Source organism: Staphylococcus sp. FSL W8-0774, from assembly GCF_038006785.1.
Taxonomy (GTDB): Bacteria; Bacillota; Bacilli; order Staphylococcales; family Staphylococcaceae; genus Staphylococcus; species Staphylococcus pasteuri.
Window position 1 is genome coordinate 122,572 of the sequence record NZ_JBBOVW010000001.1, and the last position, 21,121, is coordinate 143,692.

The 21,121-nt window shown below is 32.5% G+C and carries 16 protein-coding genes; 2 read left to right on the forward strand and 14 right to left on the reverse strand.

The window, feature by feature from the left end; all coding sequences use genetic code 11:
* Positions 1–3: 3 nt before the first annotated feature.
* Positions 4–1,170, reverse strand: a complete 1,167-nt coding sequence (locus NSQ15_RS00555; RefSeq protein WP_046467245.1) for an ABC transporter permease — start codon at positions 1,168–1,170, stop codon at positions 4–6.
* Positions 1,171–1,174: 4 nt separating this feature from the next.
* Entirely contained in the window at positions 1,175–2,506 is a 1,332-nt protein-coding gene (locus NSQ15_RS00560) for an ABC transporter permease (protein WP_096807711.1), read from the reverse strand.
* Positions 2,507–2,607: 101 nt separating this feature from the next.
* Here NSQ15_RS00560 and NSQ15_RS00565 point away from each other — a divergent pair, with 101 nt between their 5' ends.
* Positions 2,608–4,203, forward strand: a complete 1,596-nt coding sequence (locus NSQ15_RS00565) for an ABC transporter ATP-binding protein (RefSeq protein WP_070451641.1) — start codon at positions 2,608–2,610, stop codon at positions 4,201–4,203.
* A gap of 148 nt (positions 4,204–4,351) precedes the next feature.
* Here the strand turns inward: NSQ15_RS00565 and NSQ15_RS00570 are convergent, their stop codons facing one another.
* The 5 genes from NSQ15_RS00570 to arcA all read right to left on the reverse strand — a co-directional run bounded on the left by NSQ15_RS00570 (position 4,352) and on the right by arcA (position 9,881).
* The gene (locus NSQ15_RS00570; protein ID WP_046467242.1) at positions 4,352–5,068 is read right to left on the reverse strand and encodes a Crp/Fnr family transcriptional regulator; all 717 of its coding nucleotides are present in this window, start codon (positions 5,066–5,068) and stop codon (positions 4,352–4,354) included.
* 19 nt (positions 5,069–5,087) lie between these two features.
* Positions 5,088–6,029, reverse strand: a complete 942-nt coding sequence (gene arcC / locus NSQ15_RS00575; protein ID WP_017637762.1) for a carbamate kinase — start codon at positions 6,027–6,029, stop codon at positions 5,088–5,090.
* Positions 6,030–6,046: 17 nt separating this feature from the next.
* Positions 6,047–7,477 carry an arginine-ornithine antiporter gene (gene arcD / locus NSQ15_RS00580; protein WP_070451643.1) on the reverse strand — a complete coding sequence of 477 codons (1,431 nt, stop codon included), beginning with the start codon at positions 7,475–7,477 and terminating at the stop codon, positions 6,047–6,049.
* A 108-nt stretch (positions 7,478–7,585) separates the two neighbouring features.
* Positions 7,586–8,593 (reverse strand): ornithine carbamoyltransferase, encoded by a 1,008-nt coding sequence (argF, locus tag NSQ15_RS00585; RefSeq protein WP_017637760.1) that lies wholly within the window; start codon positions 8,591–8,593, stop codon positions 7,586–7,588.
* 52 nt (positions 8,594–8,645) lie between these two features.
* Positions 8,646–9,881, reverse strand: coding sequence for an arginine deiminase (gene arcA, locus NSQ15_RS00590; protein WP_029056721.1), 1,236 nt, complete (start codon positions 9,879–9,881; stop codon positions 8,646–8,648).
* 418 nt (positions 9,882–10,299) lie between these two features.
* On the opposite strand from arcA, the gene NSQ15_RS00595 reads away from it, so the two are divergent.
* Positions 10,300–10,773, forward strand: coding sequence for an arginine repressor (locus tag NSQ15_RS00595; protein WP_029056722.1), 474 nt, complete (start codon positions 10,300–10,302; stop codon positions 10,771–10,773).
* A 74-nt stretch (positions 10,774–10,847) separates the two neighbouring features.
* Here the strand turns inward: NSQ15_RS00595 and gtfB are convergent, their stop codons facing one another.
* The 7 genes from gtfB to secY2 are packed head-to-tail and all read right to left on the reverse strand — an operon-like array spanning position 10,848 to position 21,048.
* Positions 10,848–12,188 carry an accessory Sec system glycosylation chaperone GtfB gene (gene gtfB, locus NSQ15_RS00600; protein WP_070451645.1) on the reverse strand — a complete coding sequence of 447 codons (1,341 nt, stop codon included), beginning with the start codon at positions 12,186–12,188 and terminating at the stop codon, positions 10,848–10,850.
* Positions 12,181–13,698 carry an accessory Sec system glycosyltransferase GtfA gene (gene gtfA, locus NSQ15_RS00605; RefSeq protein ID WP_070451648.1) on the reverse strand — a complete coding sequence of 506 codons (1,518 nt, stop codon included), beginning with the start codon at positions 13,696–13,698 and terminating at the stop codon, positions 12,181–12,183. The genes gtfB and gtfA overlap by 8 nt, the downstream gene beginning before the upstream one ends.
* A gap of 15 nt (positions 13,699–13,713) precedes the next feature.
* Positions 13,714–16,104 carry an accessory Sec system translocase SecA2 gene (secA2, locus tag NSQ15_RS00610; protein ID WP_154835576.1) on the reverse strand — a complete coding sequence of 797 codons (2,391 nt, stop codon included), beginning with the start codon at positions 16,102–16,104 and terminating at the stop codon, positions 13,714–13,716.
* 35 nt (positions 16,105–16,139) lie between these two features.
* Positions 16,140–16,721 carry an accessory Sec system protein Asp3 gene (gene asp3 / locus NSQ15_RS00615; RefSeq protein WP_340746868.1) on the reverse strand — a complete coding sequence of 194 codons (582 nt, stop codon included), beginning with the start codon at positions 16,719–16,721 and terminating at the stop codon, positions 16,140–16,142.
* The gene (gene asp2 / locus NSQ15_RS00620; protein WP_037555839.1) at positions 16,711–18,279 is read right to left on the reverse strand and encodes an accessory Sec system protein Asp2; all 1,569 of its coding nucleotides are present in this window, start codon (positions 18,277–18,279) and stop codon (positions 16,711–16,713) included. The genes asp3 and asp2 overlap by 11 nt, the downstream gene beginning before the upstream one ends.
* The gene (gene asp1, locus NSQ15_RS00625; protein ID WP_070451651.1) at positions 18,279–19,829 is read right to left on the reverse strand and encodes an accessory Sec system protein Asp1; all 1,551 of its coding nucleotides are present in this window, start codon (positions 19,827–19,829) and stop codon (positions 18,279–18,281) included. The genes asp2 and asp1 overlap by 1 nt, the downstream gene beginning before the upstream one ends.
* Positions 19,830–19,839: 10 nt before the next feature.
* Positions 19,840–21,048, reverse strand: coding sequence for an accessory Sec system protein translocase subunit SecY2 (gene secY2, locus NSQ15_RS00630; protein ID WP_070451657.1), 1,209 nt, complete (start codon positions 21,046–21,048; stop codon positions 19,840–19,842).
* Positions 21,049–21,121: the final 73 nt, after the last annotated feature.

A 21,121-nucleotide genomic window follows, 5' to 3' on the forward strand; every position in this document is an offset into this window, starting at 1 on the left:
ATCTTATTGAATCTTCGGATCTAGTGCATCACGGACAGCATCCCCGATAAAATTAAATGCGAGGACAAGTAACATAATGCATAACCCAGGAAATATGGCTAAATTGCTGTGCGTTTCTAAAAAGTTGCTTCCAGTTCTGAGTATGTTTCCCCATTCAGGAACATTTGGTGCTACACCTAATCCCAAGAAACTCAAGCCACTTGTAGTTAGTACAACGACACCTATATTTAATGAAAATCTGACAATCATAGGTGCGAGAGTATTAGGTAAGATGTAACTCCATAAAATACGACGATGACTTTCTCCGGTAATTTGAGCTGCTTGTATATATTCCTGTCGTTTGATTTCGAGTACATTTGCTCTCATAGTTCGAGCAAAGGAAGGTATATTACCAATACTTAAAGCAATGATTAATGTTAATGTACTAGCGCCAAACGATGCGATAATCGCAACTGCTAATAATAATGTTGGTATCGCAAAAATAATATCAAGTATGCGCATCACCGTATTGTCCACTTTAGTAAAGTAGCCTGCAATCATACCAAAAAGGACACCGAACAGAACTGAAATTACTACTGATGTGATTGAAATAAAATAAGTTAATTTAGTACCCACCACGAGTCTAGTAAATAAATCACGACCAAAATCATCAGTTCCAAAAGGGTGAGCTAAGCTTGGACCTTTTAATAATTCATTGAATTGGTTTTGGGTTGCTAAAGAAGTATTAAATGTGTAAATACCAGTAATTGACAATGTTAGAAGATAAGTTAATAAAGCAAAACTCACTAAAGCGACTTTATGTTGTTTAATCTTGCTTATAAACGCTTCCCAACTATTGTATATATTGTATTTTGATGTATGTTCGTAACGGAATAGACTCACGAACATTAACAATGTGAATAGATTACCGGTAATTGTCGTTAATATGAGAACGACATAGGTAAGCCAACGATATACTTTATGAGATTGTATTTTACTTTCTGAAAATCCAATAGTAGCCACTACGAGTGTCAAAATAATTAATATCAACTGTGCAATGTAAAATGTATTTGAAACATTACCTTTGAATAAATTGAGCAAAGTAGTGACAAAAGTTAATACAAATACAGATACTGCAGAAATGGTAAACAGTTGTAGTGAACTGAGTTTTGTTATTGAAATTTGTGGCATATAATTACACCCTTTCCTTAATTTCTTCACGAAGTTGAGGGTCAATCATGACATAGAAAATATCTATAACTAAGTTGATGAGTGAAATGACAATTGAAATGTAAATAACACCACCCATAACTGCTGGTATATCAGGTACAAATTGCTTTTGAACAATGTATCGGCCTATTCCATTAATATTGAATACTTGTTCAGTTACTGCTGATCCGCCTAACAATTCTACAAATAATATTCCAATAAGTGTCACAATAGGGATGAGTGCATTTTTTAAAATATGCTTTATGACAACTTGAGATTTAGAAATACCTTTAGCATATGCAGTCATCACATAATCATTGCGCATCACTTCTAATACAGATGAACGTGTCATTCTCGTAATAGATGCAGCAATTGCAGTACCAATGACTAGTACAGGTAATATTAGTGATAAAGGATCATTAGGAATATACGATGGTGGTAAAATATCTAACTTAAGTGAAAAGGCTAAAATAAACAGTAACCCTTGCCAAAAGTTAGGAATAGATAATCCAATTAAAGCGATAATCATCAATGTAATATCAATCCAACTATTGCGTTTAAATGCACTAATAATCCCAATAGGTATAGCAATGACTAGCGCTACAATTAATGCCAACACAGATATTGTTAATGTAATAGGTATTCTAGATCCTACAGCATCAGAAACAACTTCATTACCTTTAAAGGTAGTACCTAAATCAAATGTAAATACACCTTCCATCGTTTCCCATAACTGAATAAGATATGGATCGTTTAAATGGTGTAGTTGATTAAATTTTGCAAATTGTTCTTTTGTCGCATTAGGTCCTAAAATACTATATGCCGCATCTAAAGGTGATAAATATAGTATTGTAAAAACAACAATGACTACACCAATAATGACAACTAGCGTCATAATTATGCGTTCGAAAATATAACGTACGATTGGATTGAGATAAAAAGACAACACAACAAACAATGGTAAAGCTAAAATTATTTTTATAATGGGAAATTTTCCGAATAAGATGTTTGTATATAAAGTGGGAAAATCAGTTGTAGTATATTGATTATCACGGCGATGATGACTGTGATAAATATTTCTAGCTTCTTTCTGGAGTTGCGATCGAGATTTACGCCGATTTAGAAATTGATATTTTTTCTTTAGTGCTTGTTCTAATTTATATTCGTCTTGGATTTGCACTAATGTTGTTTTTTGATGGTGTTTTAACAAATAAACTAAACTAGCATACAAAAATATCGGAAGACTAAGAATTGAAAAAATCATTTTATAAAGTCCTTTATTATAAAGAACTAAAAAGACTTTTCGATAATTTGACATGGGTATCACTCCTTGAAAAATAATCTTGATTAAATTACTATGATATATAATAAAAGTATTATAGAATAAAAATTGTAATTTGTGAATAGGGAGGAATGATTATGTCATCTTTTTTAGAAGTTAAACACCTTGGAGTATCATTCGAATATGAACAACATTCCGTTAAAGCAGTTCAAGACGTAAGTTTTAAATTAGATAAAAAGAAAGTGTTAGCTATTGTGGGTGAATCAGGCTCTGGAAAGAGTATTACAGCTAAATCGATTATGGGATTATTACCTGATTATCCTCAGCACACTTTAACCGGGGAAATTAAATTTAATGGGAAAAATTTATTAAATCTTTCTAATAAAGCATTTCAAGGTATACGAGGAAAAGATATTGCCATGATATTTCAAGATCCTTTATCCTCACTCAATCCCAGAATGACAATAGGTAGTCAAATTATGGAAGTGATTTTAAAGCATCGTAATATTGATAGAAAACGCGCGAAAGCAATGACAATTGATATTTTAGAAAGTGTAGGCATTAGAAATGCTCAAGATAAATTACATGCTTATCCATATGAATTTTCTGGTGGGATGCGCCAACGTGTCATGATTGCAATGGCATTAGTATTAGAGCCACAAATCTTAATTGCAGATGAACCAACAACAGCACTTGATGTTAGCACACAAAATCAACTTTTAGAATTAATGAAGCGATTATATAAACATATCGAAACGTCTATTTTATTTATTACGCATGATTTAGGTATTGTATATCAATTTTGCGATGAAATGATTGTTATGAAAGAGGGCAGAGTTGTTGAGAGTGGTGATGTCAAAACTATTTTCAAAAATCCAAAATCTGACTATACGCGACGTCTTATTAATGCCATTCCGGATTTGCACGCACCTAAACAACCTAGAACTATAAGTGATCAAACATTATTGAAAATCGAAAATGTAAGTATCGATTATACTAAGAGTAATGGCAATGAATTTAGAGCAGTAAAAAATATTAATCTTGAAATTAAAGAAGGGGAATCATTAGGAATTGTAGGTGAGTCTGGCTCAGGGAAGTCTAGTTTAGCTAAAGCATTAGTTGGTTTAAACAACGTTTCTGAAGGAATGATTTGGTTTCAAGATTTACCGTTAAATTTATTTTCTGCTAAAGAAATGAAGTCTTTGCGTAAGGATATACAAATGATTTTTCAAGATCCTTATTCCTCTATTAACCCTAAATTTAAAGTTATAGATATTATCGGTCGTCCTTTAAAATTATATCGATTTGTCACAACACATGAAGCATTAGTTAAAGAAGTGAAACGTTTATTAACACGTGTAGGGTTAGATGAAAGTTTCTTATATCGATATCCACATGAATTATCGGGTGGTCAACGTCAGCGTGTTAGTATTGCACGTGCCATTGCCATTAAACCTAAATTATTAATCTGCGATGAAGCGGTGTCTGCATTAGATGTTTCAATACAAAAGGATATCATTCAATTACTGAAACAACTTCAAGATGATTTAGGAATGACATATATATTTATTACACATGATATGGGTGTAATTAAAGACATGTGTGATCGTGTTGCAGTTATGCAATATGGAACAATTGTAGAAGTAAATGATGTTGAAAGTATTATTGAAAGACCACAAGAGACATATACTAGAAATTTAATATCACACGTTCCAGTGATACCTCATCGATAAGTTAACATAAAAATTAAAGGCACGACTCGGTTCAGCTAATTCTGACCGGGTCGTGCTTTACTTATAACAATCATTTAATTGAACAGGAGGTCATATTGAATCATTGTTACGTATAAATGGGATAAAGTATAAATTCATGGGAATAAAATTACAACTCTGAAATTTGTTTGCTTATAATCCAATTTTTATGATGCTTAAGTAAAATATTGTGTTCTTTTAATTCTTGAATAATATGTCCAGTTGTTTCACGTGAAATGCTAGCAAGATCACTAATCATTTGAATTGTTAAAAATGATTTGATTTCGTAAAATTCATCGTTATCATAACCAATCATGTGACATAAGTAGATTAATAGCTTAGTCACGCGTGCTTTTGCACTTTTAGAACTTAAAGCCATATGATATTCAATTTGTTGTCTTTGGTTGTCACATAACAATTGATAGATTCTAATAAACACTTTATCGTTATTTCTACAAAGGTATTCGATTAATTCAATAGGAATGGCAATCATAATACAGTCTGTGATAGCAGTACACATTTCATTAGTTGTTTTGTCTTGAAATAAATTGTGCATGGGGAACAATTGATCATCTTTATTTAAGAGTCTGTATACATCACCATTCATATTAAAATGTTCTCTTAGTATATAACCGTCGATGAGATAATATACATGAGTTAATTCGTCAGAAGAATAGTAAATAACTTGTCCTTTATTGTATTGCCTAACAATGCATTCATTTTTATACGGTTGTAGAGCTACGGCAGGGATGTTTATAAATGCGGCTAAACGCTCAAGACACTGCTCACTACGATTTGTGATTAATGAATTGTCGATTGTTGTGTTTCTAGATTGGTTGATTGTCATAAACGCACCACCTTAGTGATTAATGCTTGATTTGTGTGCCAACTTGTCCTTTGAAAGCGTCATAAGCATGTTCTAAATTAGTAATAATCGCACGTCGACCTTCACCGCTTTCAACAAAATCAATTGCTGCTTCAATTTTAGGGAGCATAGAGCCTTCAGCAAATTTACCTGCTTTAGCATAGTCTTTTAAAGTTTCTACATTAACTTGTGTTAATGCCTCTTGGTTAGGTTGATTATAGTTGATATAAACATTTTCTACGTTCGTTAATATCATTAGCGTATTAGCATCGATGAGTTGTGCTAAGCGTTCGCTAGCAAAATCTTTATCTATTACAGCTTCCACACCTTCATATGTGTCATTTCGCTTAATAACTGGAATGCCGCCGCCACCACATGCAATGATGATATTTTGATTTTCTACTAATGTACTAATGAGTTGATGCTCTAAAATAGACACTGGCAAAGGTGAAGGTACCACTTTACGGTAGCCACGTCCAGCATCTTCTTTATATGTTGATTCTGGATTGTCTTTTTGTAGTTGGTCAGCTTCTTCTTTAGTGTAAAATGGTCCTATTGGTTTAGTAGGATTAGACATACGAGGATCATGTTCATCAATTTCTACACGCGTAATGACAGTACCTGCGCGTCTAGGACTATTAATCTCTGAAAGCACTCTGTTTACTTCAGTTTCTATCCAAAAACCAATCATACCTTGTGTCATAGATCCACAAACATCAAGTGGCATGGCAGGTGTTTGCGGACTATCAGCTTTAGCCTGTTGAATTAACATACTACCAATTTGTGGTCCATTACCATGTGATATAACAATATCAGCGTCTGTATTGAATAAAGGTTTGAGCGCTTGCATTGTTGAACGTATTGCTTTTCTTTGTGCGTCAGCGGAACCATCGTCAGTTTGAATGGCATTTCCGCCTAAAGCAATGACAATTTTGTTGTCCATAAAGTTTCACTCCTTACTTAGAATACATCTACGGCACCAGTTATTAATCTGATAATACCGATGATTGCTAGAATTGTGATTAATACAAAGAATATATAATCTAATTTTGTTAAAGGTTTTTTATTATTTTTTTGAACGGTTTGGTAAACGAACAGTCCAGGAATATAGAGCAACATGGTTAATAATAAGTAGTCTATTCCCGCAGCATAAATCAACCAAATCGCATAAATAGAAGATATAATACCGATTACCCATTGTTTTGTTGTAGCACGATCCTTAGTTAAGTATGTGTATTTAACTTGATAGAAAGCACTAAACATATATGGTATAAGAATGGCACTAGATGCCAATGAAAAGGCAAATTGATATGCACTTTCTGTAAACAACATACTGATTAAGAAAATTTGTACTAGTATATTTGTGATTAATAAAGAGTTAACAGGTGCTTTATTTTTGTTTTCCTTAGCAAACCATTTAGGAAATAGTCCATCTTTGGCAACTACAAATGATAACTCTCCAGCTAATAACGTCCATCCTAGCCATGCACCTAGAACTGAAATAATTAATCCTATATTGACTAACACAGATCCCCAATGTCCGACAATATGTTCTAATACTGCTGCCATTGATGGGTTAGATAACTCAGAAATGTGGTTTTGTTGTATAACACCTTGTGCTAGTACTGTCATTAAGAAATAGATGACTAATACTGAAATTAAGCCAATAACGGTAGCAGTACCAACGTCTTTTTTACTTTTAGCACGACTTGAAAAGACAACCGCACCTTCTATACCTGTGAAGACCCATACAGTTACAAGCATGGTACTTTTCACTTGACCTAAAGTATCACCCCAACTGAACATACCAGTATCTCCAGATGTCATACCGAATAAACCTGCTTTAAATGTGTCAAAGTTGAAGACTGCTATCATACATACAATGACAAGTAAGATAGGGATTAATTTAGCTACAGTAACAATACTATTGATAAAGGCAGCTGTTTCTACTCCTTTTAAAATAAGGTAATGAACACCCCATAATAAGACAGAAGCTACGATAATACTTGGGAGTGTATTTCCACCTTTGAAAATAGGGAAGAAGTTACCGACTGCTGACATTAATAATGTGGCATAAGCAACGTTACCTAGAAATGCTGCAAACCAATAGCCCCAAGCACTTGAAAATCCAATAAAATCACCGAACCCAGCTTGTGCATAACTATAAATACCGCCATCTAAATCTTGTCTTTCATTTGTTAGATTTTGAAAGACAAAGGCTAGTGAAATCATACCAATTGCAGTAATGATCCAGCCGATAATAATAGCTAAACCACCTGCTTGGTTACCCATGTCAGAGATAATGTTAAATGCACCGCCACCAATCATTGAACCAATGACGAGGCCAATCAAGGAGGTTTTACTTAGTTTATTTGTATCTGATTCGCTCATGTGTCATTTCTCCTTTGAATAATTAAGCAGGTTCAGTTAGTGATACGTATTTGGATGTATAGTGATATGAGGATATCTTAACTAAACCTGCATGTACTTTTTTGCTAACTATCCAAGCGTAGCAGCCATTACAGCTTTAATGGTATGCATACGGTTTTCAGCTTGATCAAATACTTTAGAATGTTTACTTCTAAAGATTTCATCAGTGACTTCCATTTCAGATAAACCATAGTCATCTTTAATTTGTTGACCGTAAGTTGTATTTGTATCATGGAAAGCTGGTAAACAATGTAAGAATATAGTACTGTCTTTACCAGTTTTATCGAACATTGCTTTATTGACTTGATAATCTTTTAATAAGTTAATACGTGATTCAAATTCACTTTCTTCACCCATAGATACCCATACATCTGTATAGATAACGTCTGCATCTTTAACGCCTTCATCAATATTATCTGTAATTGTTACAGAACCTCCGTCTTGTTTAGCACGTCTCTCAGCAATATCAACGTAGTCTTGAGAAGGGAAGAGTTCTTTTGGTGAGCAAATAGTTACATCTACACCTAGCATTGGACCTGCTACTAATAGTGAGTTTGCTACATTATTACGTCCGTCACCGACATATGTTAATTTAATTCCATCTAAATGACCGAAGTTTTCTTTAACTGTCATATAGTCTGCTAACATTTGAGTTGGATGCCATGCGTCAGTTAAACCATTCCAAACAGGGACGCCAGAATATTTTGCTAAATCTTCTACCATATCTTGTGAGAAACCACGGAATTCAATACCGTCGAACATTCTACCTAATACTTTGGCAGTATCTTCAACTGATTCTTTTTTACCTAATTGAATATCATTTTTTCCTAAAAATTCTGGATGTGCACCTAGGTCGATTGATGCTACAGTGAATGCTGCACGAGTACGTGTAGAATTTTTTTCAAATAGAAGTGCAATATTTTTGCCGTCTAAATATCGATGTTGAATACCTTGTTTCTTATAATCTTTTAAAGTAATTGCAAAGTCGATTAAATCGCTAAATTCTTTCTTAGTAAAATCGTCTTCTTTTAATAAATGTCTACCTTTTAAGTTAAGTGGTTGTTGAATTTCTGACATGATTCATTCCTCATTTCTTTAAAAGTTTAGTAAGTCGTTTATATTGGTTTGGTTAAATGTCTTCTCTATAAAGTGGTTGGCTCATACATCTTGGGCCTCCACGTCCTCGAACTAGTTCACTACCAGTAATTTCGATTACTTTAATACCTTTGTCTCGTAATAATTGATTAGATACATAGTTTCTGTCATATGTGACAACTACACCTGGGCGAATAGTTAACGTATTAGAACCATCGTTCCATTGCTCACGTGCGCCATCAATAACATCTCCATTACCAGTTGGAATAAATTCAATATTATCGATGTTTAATGCATTTTCTAATGTTTCTTTTAATTTGCTAGAATGTGAGATTTTAATATCTTTGCCTTGTTCATCTTTTTCAATTGTAAAGATGTTCATATTATCTTCTTCTTTGAAAATAGCGGCATGCATTGTAAATTTGTCATAATCAATCATTGTAAATACAGTGTCTAAGTGCATGAATGTACGACTATTTGGAATTTCGATAGCAAGTACTTTTGTAAATGTAGATTTGTCATCAAACAAAATTTGTCTAGATAATCGTTCAATAGCTTGTGCAGAAGTACGTTCTGAAATACCTATTGCAAGGACATCTTTAGACAAGATTAATTCATCGCCACCTTCAATGTTGAAAGGAGAGTTTCTATCTAACCAGACAGGTACATCATCGTTTTTGAATCGAGGATGATATTTCAAGATGTATGTCATAAAGATAGATTCACGACGACGTGCTCGCCAGTACATACGGTTAATTGTCATTCCTCTACCAACAGAAGCTTGAGGGTCTCTTGTGAAGTAAAGGTTTGGCATTGGATCTAGATAGAAAGGATAACGATCATCCATGTATTCTACTAGGTGGTTTGTTTCAAGTTGAATTTCTTCTTTACGTACACCAGCCATTACCTTTTCTACGAGTTCTTTATCATTCAAGCTAGCGAATAATTCTTTGATTTCATTCTCATGGCCAAGTACCGTCTTTTGAGATTCTTTTAAAATATCGTCAATGAATTGTTCACGTACAGATTTATCTGCGATTGCTTCAGCAGCTAAATCTTCTAAATAGACAACTTCAACACCTTCGTCTTTTAATACTTGTGCAAAACGGTCGTGTTCTTCTTGAGCAACTTTCAAATAAGGAATATCGTCAAATAACAATCCACTTAGATGATCAGGTACTAAATTCTCAAGTTCTTTACCTGGTCGTTTAAGTAATACCGTTTTTAATTTGCCGATTTCACTGTTTACGTGGATAGGTCCTGTTTCCATTGTTATTTCCTCCTTTGATTTAATACACCTAGAGTATAAAGCGCTTTCAAGTAATAGTTTGAGAAAAAATTCACAAATTTAATGTCTAAAACTTCATATAAAATATTTATTCAATGCAATATGATGATAAATTATGCATTATTTACGCATAAAACCTATATGTACATGTATATTCGATTAATATTATATAGAGTAATTAATATAATATTATTTTTTATTCGTTTGAATGTATTTATAGTCATGAGAGAGTAATTAATTATGCATTTTAATAAACATTTTCAATATTGTTATAAAAAAGTTTATAATAAATGTTAATTATGAGAAAAACTTCACATATCATTGAAGGGAAATTTGTTATGGTAATTGTGACGTATTTTGTCTGTATTTTATAAAATATGCAGATAAAGGAGTATAAAATATGAAAAAAAGTAAACGATTAGATTTAATATCAACAATCGTTAAAGACAATGACATTCATTCGAAAGCTGAAATTGTAGATTATATCGATAAACATTTTGGTATTAAATATAGTGTGGCAACGATTGGAAGAGATTTAAATGAGTTGAAAATCTATAAAATGCCTTCTGCCAATAATGAGCGTTATTATCGTAAATTTAATGATAATGCTCAAAATGAAGCAAAAACAAAACTTATTAACTTATATAAAGAAGAAATTGAGAAGGTAACGATTAAAGATAATTATCTTATCATTAAAACGTCTCCCGGATTTGCACAAAGTGTGAATTTTTATATTGATCAAATGAAATTAAATGAAGTGTTAGGAACAGTGGGAGGCAATGATACAATACTCATCTTAGTTGAATCAACAGAACTTGCAGCGTTTGTTCATTATCAATTATTTGGAGAGACGTATAATAATGATATTATTTAAAATGAATAAGTATACAAAAAGCCATTTCTATTTTTAATTCAAATAGAAGTGGCTTTTCGCATATTTATTAGAATTTATTCATGTAATGCAAGATGCATTGTGTTGGTAAAATCTTTTACTGTTGATTGGTTTGCATGTCTCGCTTGATATGCAAGATGCTGATCAAAGTGTTGTTTATTCGAAGTGATATCAGTTAATACATGGTTTAATGTTTCCACATCAGTCAAAGTGAATATATTTTCTGGTGCAATAAATGTATGTTGATGTATCACTTCGTCCCAAGCAAAGATGACATGTTGATGATGGAAAGCACGAGTAACAGCATTTTCAATTTCATTTCCTTGATTAATATCAAGATAAATATCACATCGTTGATATAGTGCTTCAAAAATATCTTTTGTAGCTGCCGGATATAGATGTACGTGATGATATCGGTCGAATCCCATTAATTTGGAAGACATCTCAGTTACAGCAGCAATGTGAAATTGTATATTTGGATGTGTAATAATTAAAGTCTCAAGTTGTGGAATATCATCAGAATTTGTCAGAATTAACGCATGATTTGAATATTGATTAGTTTTATTAAAATCATACAAATAACCAGATTGAAATACGCTTAAAGCTTGTTCTTGATTAAGTTGCGAAACGATAGTGTCATATTCTTTATAGTCAGGAATTATGACTGAGAATGCACGTTGCAATGTATTATCAAGTAAGGACAACATATTTCCTGGGACATGGCCTTGACTATTTTCTTGCCAGAACAAAATACCTCTACCAGCTGTATTCATATGATGTAATACTAAGAAAGGTGTAGATAGTGAATTAATAATAATATCTGATAAATCGACTTGAATTTGTTGTAGATAGTATGTGATAAATTCGACTTTTGAAGCGAAGAAATGAGATTGACCTTGCCAATCTAAAACATAATCTCCAGTAACAAAGTTCTCATAAATCACTTCTTTACCTTCTCTTGTTAAATATTTCTTTAAGATTGCTTTTCCTGCTAAGTCATAGATTGTCTCAGCAAATTTAAAGCCATTCTTTGTATAATGATCTTCTGAACGTAGACGCCCTTTATCATCTAGCCATCTTACCCGACTAACAATCCTTGTCTTAAAGTGTGGACGATAAACGATTTCACCTCTAATATGACTCATATCTTTAATTTGAGCTGATTGACCATCACCGTTAATTTCCCAAAATGGGGGGACACTCACTTCGTTAAAGAATTTAGGACGATCATTATCATGAAGTTGATTAGCCGCAAAGAATTGATATGGGGATGTGACTTCATCAGGTAAGAATCCATCATCTTCGATACAAATAGTAAAATGTTGATTACCCGATAATTCTAATGTTTGGTGTAATAATTGTGTTGGTTGATTATAGTATTCAAATAAATTAATCATATAGCACCTCGTCGACTAAATGTTGCCATCTTTTAATCATTTCATTGGTCTCAAATGGCGTAGCAATATCATATGATTTCTGATGAGGGTCTTTGGGACCATTTTTAAAGTATTGAACTATTTTAGCAGCCATACGATCAGTAATCTCCTCAATGGACTCGTCTTTAGACGGTTTGTCTAGTAAGTAACCATTTTGACCATCTGCAATGAAAGTTGGATTTCCATAATTAACATTAAATCCAATCATACCTAATCCAGAACCAACAGCTTCCATAAGTGTTAATCCAAATCCTTCACTTTGTGAAGCAGATACAAATAATTCATATTGTGAATAAATGTCATCAAGATTAACGTGACCTCGTAAGTGAATAAAATCTTGAGCATGATAATCATGTATGATTTGTTGAATTTTATTATTTTCAGGACCATGTCCATATATATCAAATTCCAATTGTGGTAAAGATTGTTTCGCTTTAATAACTGCGAGTGCGATCCAATCCACATGCTTTTCAGATGCTAATCGGGAAGCGGTTAGTATTGAGTATGGTTTACGATGTTCGTTCGGTAAACTTAATTGATTGAGACTTCCGACAGGTATTGTTCTGATACGAGGGCGGTCTGCAGTATAGTGACGAAACTGTTCAGACAATATTTGATTTTGTAGGTCTGTAGCAACGACATAGAAATCAATGTACTTTGCATTGGTAAATTGATATTCATAATAGTTATTCCATAATATATTAGTATCATCTGTGATATTATCACTGAAATGTTCAGCGTGTATGACGACACCTACATGACTTTCTCCTTTATTTTGTAGAACAGCTTGTCCAATGTCAGTGGCTCGATCTAATATTACTATATCTTGATTAGTTAAATTTAATTGTTGAATAAAATAAGCAACAAAAGATTCTTTACTATAAAAACGTGCATCTTTAAATATATAAGAACGCGCATCGCCATCTATGATTTCTTGATAAGCAATAGTGCCATTTTCATTATAGAATTGTCGCATATATAGTTTCGCATAGTTGTCATAAGGTGCGTAGTATTCAGAAAAGACACGCACATAGCTATAGAAATCTTTGCGAATAAGCATACCATTAACTACAAATTCAGCACGATCAACATAAGGTTTATTTGCATTTTTCATATAACAAGTCACAAAAGTTTGTGATTGATGATCTAAATAAAGACGTTGGATTTTACCTTGAGCATCTACTTCAATTCGTGTAATGGTATTTCCAATATCATGTTTGAGCTGTTCTAAAGTATACGTCGTAGGGGCGATTGGAATATCTGTAAAATATTGATACATCCAAATAACTTCGCTATCTTTAAATCCTAAATTTTGTGTTAACGTTTGTATGTTTTCTGATGAAATAAAGTCTAAAAATATGAATTTTGCATCATCTTTTAAGTGGCGAAGCATTTTGGCACGATAACTTTGGGCATATTCAACACCACTACTCGCCCAACCTATACCAAAGTTGATATTATATATTGTCATCAATAGACCTCCTTTCTATGGGAAATGAATTGTTAAGTCATTATTTTTTTGTTGATCAATAATACTTAAACATAAATTTCTAATGATTCTATGTTTAATGATATCTTCCATTTGTTTGAATGAATCTAGGGCTACTTTGTGATATTCGAAAATGGAATTTCGCTGACCTTTTTGACGTTGATTTACGTTTGATTTTAATTGTTGTAAGTAGTCTACTTGCTCTATCCACGCAGAATCTATCGCTTTGAGTACTGATTTTCTAAGAAATTGTTGGAATAACTCCTCATCATTTATCTTATTTTTATTTAGCATTAGTTGGTTGTTAAATTGAGAAATTAGTAAGGTGATAATGGCTTCATAATCATGGTTATGAATTTCAAAATCATCTTTATTAAAGCTAAAACTTAAGTTTTTATAAATATATTTGGTGATGTCGTTTTCAGTTATATTTTTATAATTTTTAAAGTGATGATTGAATACGTCTCGTGCAATACTATCATAGTCTAATGTATCTAAATGTTCACTTTCTAATATGCGATTACGTTCGCTATAAATTAACTGACGTTGTGTACTAATACTTTTTTCAAATTCATTTGCAGCTTCACGTGCTTTCATTCCTTCTTCTTCAGAAATGCGTTGAGCCTTTTTAACGATGCGCTTGATTTTGTTATTAAAAGTAGGGCTATCGGATAGATAATCAGTATCTTGTTTCATTAATGTTGGATTGTCTTTTAATTTTGAATCACTCCAACGTTGTACTAGGTAATCATCTAAAGAGATAAAAATTTGTGATTGTCCTGGGTCACCTTGTCGTCCAGCACGTCCTCTTAATTGTCTATCTACACGACTATTTTCCATATGTTCATTAATTAATACGGTTAGACCACCAAGAGCATGTACGTCTTTTGAAAGTTTGATATCAGTACCTCTACCAGCCATACTTGTTGCAACGGTTACCGCACTTAATTGACCTGCTTCAGCAATCATTTGTGCTTCACGAGCAACGTTTTGTGCAATTAATAGGTTATTTGGAATATGACGACTAAATAATTCAGTTGAAAAGTATTCTGCTGCCTCTGCAGTTCGTGTAATCAGAAGGACAGGTCGTTGTTCTTTATGATAATTAATCACTTCTTCTAATATGGCATCATTTTTAATGTCTTCATTAACAAATACTCTATCAGCCAAGTCTTCTCTTATAACTGGTCTGGAAGTTGGAATTTGGATAACAATTTTTGAATATAAATCGAAAAATTCTTTTTCAGCTAGTTTCCCAGTTGCTGTCATCCCTGAAAATCGTTGAAACTGCATAAACAGATTTTGGAAGGTGATAGTTGCCATGACACTCATATCATCTGAAATATCTAAGTTTTCTTTTGCTTCTAATGCTTGATTGAGTCCGGCTTGCATTTTTGTACCTGGTAGCATACGACCTGTTATACGGTCGATCAGCATAATTTCGCCATCCATAACAATATAATCTAGATTAATATCAAACAGGTATTTAGCACGTAAGGAAAGGTTAATATTCCTTACTAAATCTAAATATGGACCTCCATATATATTTGGTACATTAAAGTAAGTATTTGCTTTTTCAATGCCTTCTTCAGTTAACCAAATTTCACGTTTGGTCTTTTTCATTTTAAAGTCTTTATCTTCTTCAAGTGTTGCGACGAATGCTTTAACTATTTCGAATAGGTTAGATTGAACTCTTGGTGCACCAGAGATGACTAGTGGTGTTTGAGCTGCATCTAATATGATTGAATCTACTTCATCAATGATGCCAAAGTATAATTCAGGTAAAAATTTACTTTCTTTAGTATCTGCTAAGTTATCGATTAAATAATCAAACCCTAAATTTCCGTTGGTAGTATAAATAATATCATGGTTATATAACGCTTGTTTCTCTTGGTTAGATATAGGACCTTGAGGATTCTCTATAAATCCCAATGATGCAGTGAGACCTAACCATTCATACAACGGTTTCATTTCTAAATAGTCACGTTTTGCTAAGTAATCATTAGTTGTAATAAGAAAAACAGAATTGCCTGATAAGGCGTTTAAGTATAAAGGCATGGTAGCCGTTAATGTTTTACCTTCACCAGTTTGCATTTCAGAAATATTGCCCTGGTGCATCACAATGGCACCTAATACTTGGACGTCTTTATGATACATACCTAATACACGTTGTGAAGCTTCACGTATAACGGCATAGGCTTCTGGTAATAAATCATCGAGTGTATTCTGTTTACTATTTAAACGCTGTTTAAAATCTAGTGTTTTTTGTTGTAATTGGCTGTCAGTGAGTTGCTTCATTTCTTCACTATAGTTATTGATTTGATTCAACAATTTGTATAGTTTTTTTAGTCTAATATGGTTAATGGCGGTATTTACATTGAGATTCATAGTTATCCTCCTTTCATTTAGTGATATTGCGAAGATTAATTATAATCACTATTCATACGAGTATGTCGCATAATTTGATTGACCAATGTCACGTTTTGATGTGATTGTGAAGTCTGATTGTCATTGTTATTATCATTAATATTTTCTTGAGGTTCCTTTGGAGAATCACTCATCTCGGTTGCATGGTCTAATTCGGTTAATATAATATTTTTAAATTTAAGATGATGACATGCTGCGTTCATAAGTCGAATGTCATAACTATATGCTTCATTAGGATATTTAAATTCACTTTCATCTTCTTTGATAATGACTTGTTCAAGTTGAGTGCCATTCTCTAAATAAAAAGTCACAATAACATACACACTATGCTCAGGAACTGCTGCGATATTTAACGAAATATGATAATGATAGCCCCTTTTTAACATGGGAAGTTTAGGCGGATGTCCATCTTTATCAAATAACGTTGAAGGTTCCCATAAATTGATTTGCAATCCTGAGGGCATCAATTGGTTCTCATAATATGTGTAATTATCATGGAATTGTATTATAGCGCCGTGTTGATAAGTATGACGTGTTACTTTTCGCCATCTTACTTCTAATCTTTGATTATTCTGCATGACTGTCTCTCCCAAAATGATCTTTAAGTAATATATGGTAAAAGTTCATAAACCAATTAACTACGGTAGGTGTGTCATCATTATGTCGTCCTGGCACAGCTTTATTCATTAAATGAACATTCTGTTGACTGAATATAGGTAACAAGTCTTCAAACGCAGATTGATCATAGTCATCGTTTTCCATATAGGTGATTGCAATAGTTGTATCACTAATATGACTATTGGAAAAAACGTTCCAAAATTTATTATCTAATTGTTTTATATGATTTATTTCATTTGAGTCAGACAATTGATAGTTAGATGATAGGGCGATATCTAAAGAAGTTTCGAAATCATTAGGTCGCAATAACTTCATATTTTCCGCAATTGTACCAACATTGACTAATGGTTTTCCGACATTAATACCTTTAGGATTTAACTGTGCACCATAATATAAAGCGCCAAAAGAACCCATGGATAATCCTGATAAGATTAAATCACTTTTATTGAAACCGAGTTGATTTAATGTATCGTTAATGACTTGTTTTATACCATTTTCATAAGTTTCAGATCCTAAATAGAATGCGCCACCTTGAATACGTGGATCACTGACTAATAAGAAGGGTGCACCTAGTTGTTGCATTAGGTAGAAAGCTTCAAACCCCTCTGCTTCACGATAACCACTAAAATAAACATTAAGCGGTGGCTTAAAATCACCAGGATTAAAGTAATAAAAGAATTCTTCTCGCTTTTCATCAACAAAACGTTCGCTACCTAGAAGGAGATGACCAAATTCAATATGTGACAGACGTTTATGAACTGCACCAATATGAATAGTGCCATTGCCTTTCGCTTTGACGGACGTTGAAATATATGCAGAGTACGGTCGACGTCTTAAATAAAGTGGTTCCTTAAGTTCCTCTTCACTCAGCACAAATGTTTCAAGTATACCTTCTTCTGGATTAAATGATACTAGTCTGAAAGTATACTCTAATGTTACGTCGCCTTCAGTATGAAATTCTGGCCATACTTCTATGACTTTATCTTTATCATAAATAAGATTTTGTTGCCAATTAAGAATAGGTATGAAATGGTCACCAAAATCACCTTGGAATTGTATTTCTTTATTTCCAAAGTAAGTCACATTTATATGTTTGGGCGAAAACACATGGGTAAGAGCAGGACTAACCTTATCCCCATATTGTCCAGGAAATGAAATCGACAATAGTTTATCGTGTAATTCATCAGTTGTATTGTAATGAATAGGGCGGATAAGATATTTTTGTACTAAATCTAATTCTTCATATCCACTTGGCCAATAAATTTCATCTACAAGCGTATTATAAGGACGACTAACAATGTTAATTAAGTTAGCTAAATGATCAGTTAAATTGGTTTGGATAAAGACTAGATCGAATTGTCCATTCTCTTCAACAATTTCCTCAATACTTTCAATATAGTTACTTTCAAATTCGAACAACTTCGGATCAAAGTAATCCCAAGATACTTCTGGACTATGGTTAAATAAATGTTCTAAATCAGAACCACCAATTTGTAATGCTTTAAATTTTCGTGGCATTATTTCTCACCTTCTAAAAATCGATCAAGTTGTTGGATAATATGACCAGATCCTAAGTCATTAATCATATTAGTGTTATAAGTGTAAGCGTGATTCCAATGCTTTAATGTACTTAAAAAGTAATCTAATGCAAATGGAACATCATCATATTGATGAATGATATAGCCATTTTCAAGATGTATGACATAACTACCTTGATGAATATTGATTTGAGGAATTCTAACACTGATACTTGAAATTTGTAAGTATAAATTAGGTTCATCACTTAAATCTATCACAATTCTTAGACGTGATAATAGTTTAATCAAATCCTCTTCAAATGGGACTGATTGAATTTGAATCAGTTCTTCAAATTCCTCAGGTTCTTTTGCTTGTACTAATTCTGATTTGGCAAGGTCATTGTCATCAGATTCATTATAGCTTTCGTTAACATCATTAATTAAATTCAATAACCATTGCTCAAGTTGCGTAGCATCCTTTTTAGTTAAAATGATTAATCTGTATGATGTATGGCGTTTAAGATACGTAATTATATGATGTAATACGTTTTGTAAATCATTATCATTCATGTCATCTATCCAAAGACCAATGTAAGTTTCATTTAGTTGACTACTAAGATTGGATAATGTTTGAGTATCGAAAGGGGTGAGTCTTAATATTTCAGGACTTAATGATTGATTCGTAATTAGATTTTTCAATGCTTTTTCATTTTCTTTAGTATCAACAATCCATTTATTACTGTGAGCCATAGTTTGAATAAAGGATTCATCAATTGTATGATTTCGTTTATTAAAAACGGAATAACATACACGAACGTCAGGTCTGATAGTGTTGAATATTTTATTATGCAAAGTATTTGATGCGACAATAAGTTGATCGTTCGAATTCATTTCATCATTACAGTATGCATTAAAACGTTCTTCGATTAACTCAACCATTGATGGATAGGAATTTGAATTGAACTTATATTGGTGGTTGGACATAACTTCAACATGGTTTGTTTCGAGATTCTCGCGTAGAATCACGTCACCAGAAGCGGTTAGATAATCTTGAAATGCCTCTTTACCTTCTGAGTAATAACGTATAGCACTTAAATAACCACGTTCATCGAATATATATCTGCGTACACGTATACTGTTTTCATAATCATCTACTACTATTAGATAGCCATCTTGATTGAAATAAATGCGAGATTCATAGTTATCTTTCATAGCTTGTATTAAATAAGGTGAATAAAAGAATTCTGTATTCTCAGGCCACTCTAAATCTTCAAATTGAAATGATCGAGATGGTAGTTGATCGAAATCTTGAATCTCATCAAATAGTGACCAAACATTCGCTTCATATAAATCATATTTATGCAAAAATAAACGCAAATTTGGGTTAAAACTTAAATGTAAAAGTTTGAAAGGTTCGTCGTTTTTTTCGTGCATAGACATTAAACTAATAGAATCATCAAATTCAATCATTGCACTTTTTAAGTAAAATGGCTGGTTAAGATTACGCCACCATTTATCTCCGTTGTACCAAGCTGGAACAAAATATTTCATACCTTACTCCTTACCAATATTTGTTTAAAAATGATTTGTATTTATCAAAATATAAATATGTTCGTATTGTTTCTACAATATTAATCGTAATGTAAATCAAAATAATAAATTGAGTGAATATCGAAATTTGTGCTGAAATACCAGATATAAAAATCGAACTAATTAAAGGTAAACTAATAATGAATCCAATGACAAATGCACCAATTGCACTAATTCGCTTAGCTCTATGATTTAAATAATGTTGGGTCATTTTACCAGGATAAATACCTTCAAAATAGTTACCACTTTTCTGGAAATCTTTAGCTATACGTTTCACATTTAACATCATTCTTGATAAACAATAATTTAAAACAATGAGCATCACAATGAAAATAATAACGCCTAATGGATTATCCAATTCCAAAAATGAAGGACGATATTTAGCATTACCCGTTATCCATCTACCAGCTAAATGGACTAATACGCCTACTAAGAAAAATAATGAAAAGTTAAACATGATTGAGATACTTCCAGCGGGATTTAACTTCCAAGAAACGTAAGTATCTTTTTGAGAAGTACTAATATTCATAATATCTTTATAAATCATGTGATATTCAATTAACTCTATAAATAATAAAAGTACAAGTACGACAAAAAGCATAATGCCACCTATGATTATAGTTATTCCATCAATATGCTCGAATTGTTTATTTTGAAAAATAGATTTAATAATACTTGCTAGTACAATAGGCGTCGGCCCAGCAATTCCATAAACTGTATTTTGATCAGCTAACCATACAAGTAACATTGTTCCTGTTAATAGGATAAGTAACAATAAAGCAAAGTTTGCATGATATATCATACCTTTATTAATATACTCGCTTAAAATGAAATAGCCTTGGATAATGGCTAATAAAATAGTGAAAAAGCGTTCTTTGTAACTACGTTCTAGTCGAGTTTGTTTTTGACCTTTTTCAATATCTCTATAAGAGAGTAAAGTCATGATAATCATTGTAGTTAACCATGGACTTAAACCTAATGAGAATAGATTTAGAGTTGTAATATCGCCACCAACATTTGAAATGGCTAGATTCAGAAAACCTTGTGAATGTGGTGATGATTTCATGTCAGCAATTTTAATATTACTGCCCAATATGTATATGAAAATAATCATTAGGGTGAAAAGAATCCGTTTATATAAAATTTTATATTCAATATTTTTAATGTTTTTGAAGTTCATCTTATTTCCCATAATAATCCTCTTCTTAAAATGATTATAAAGAGGCAAAAGCGCTCATTATTTAGTAGTCATT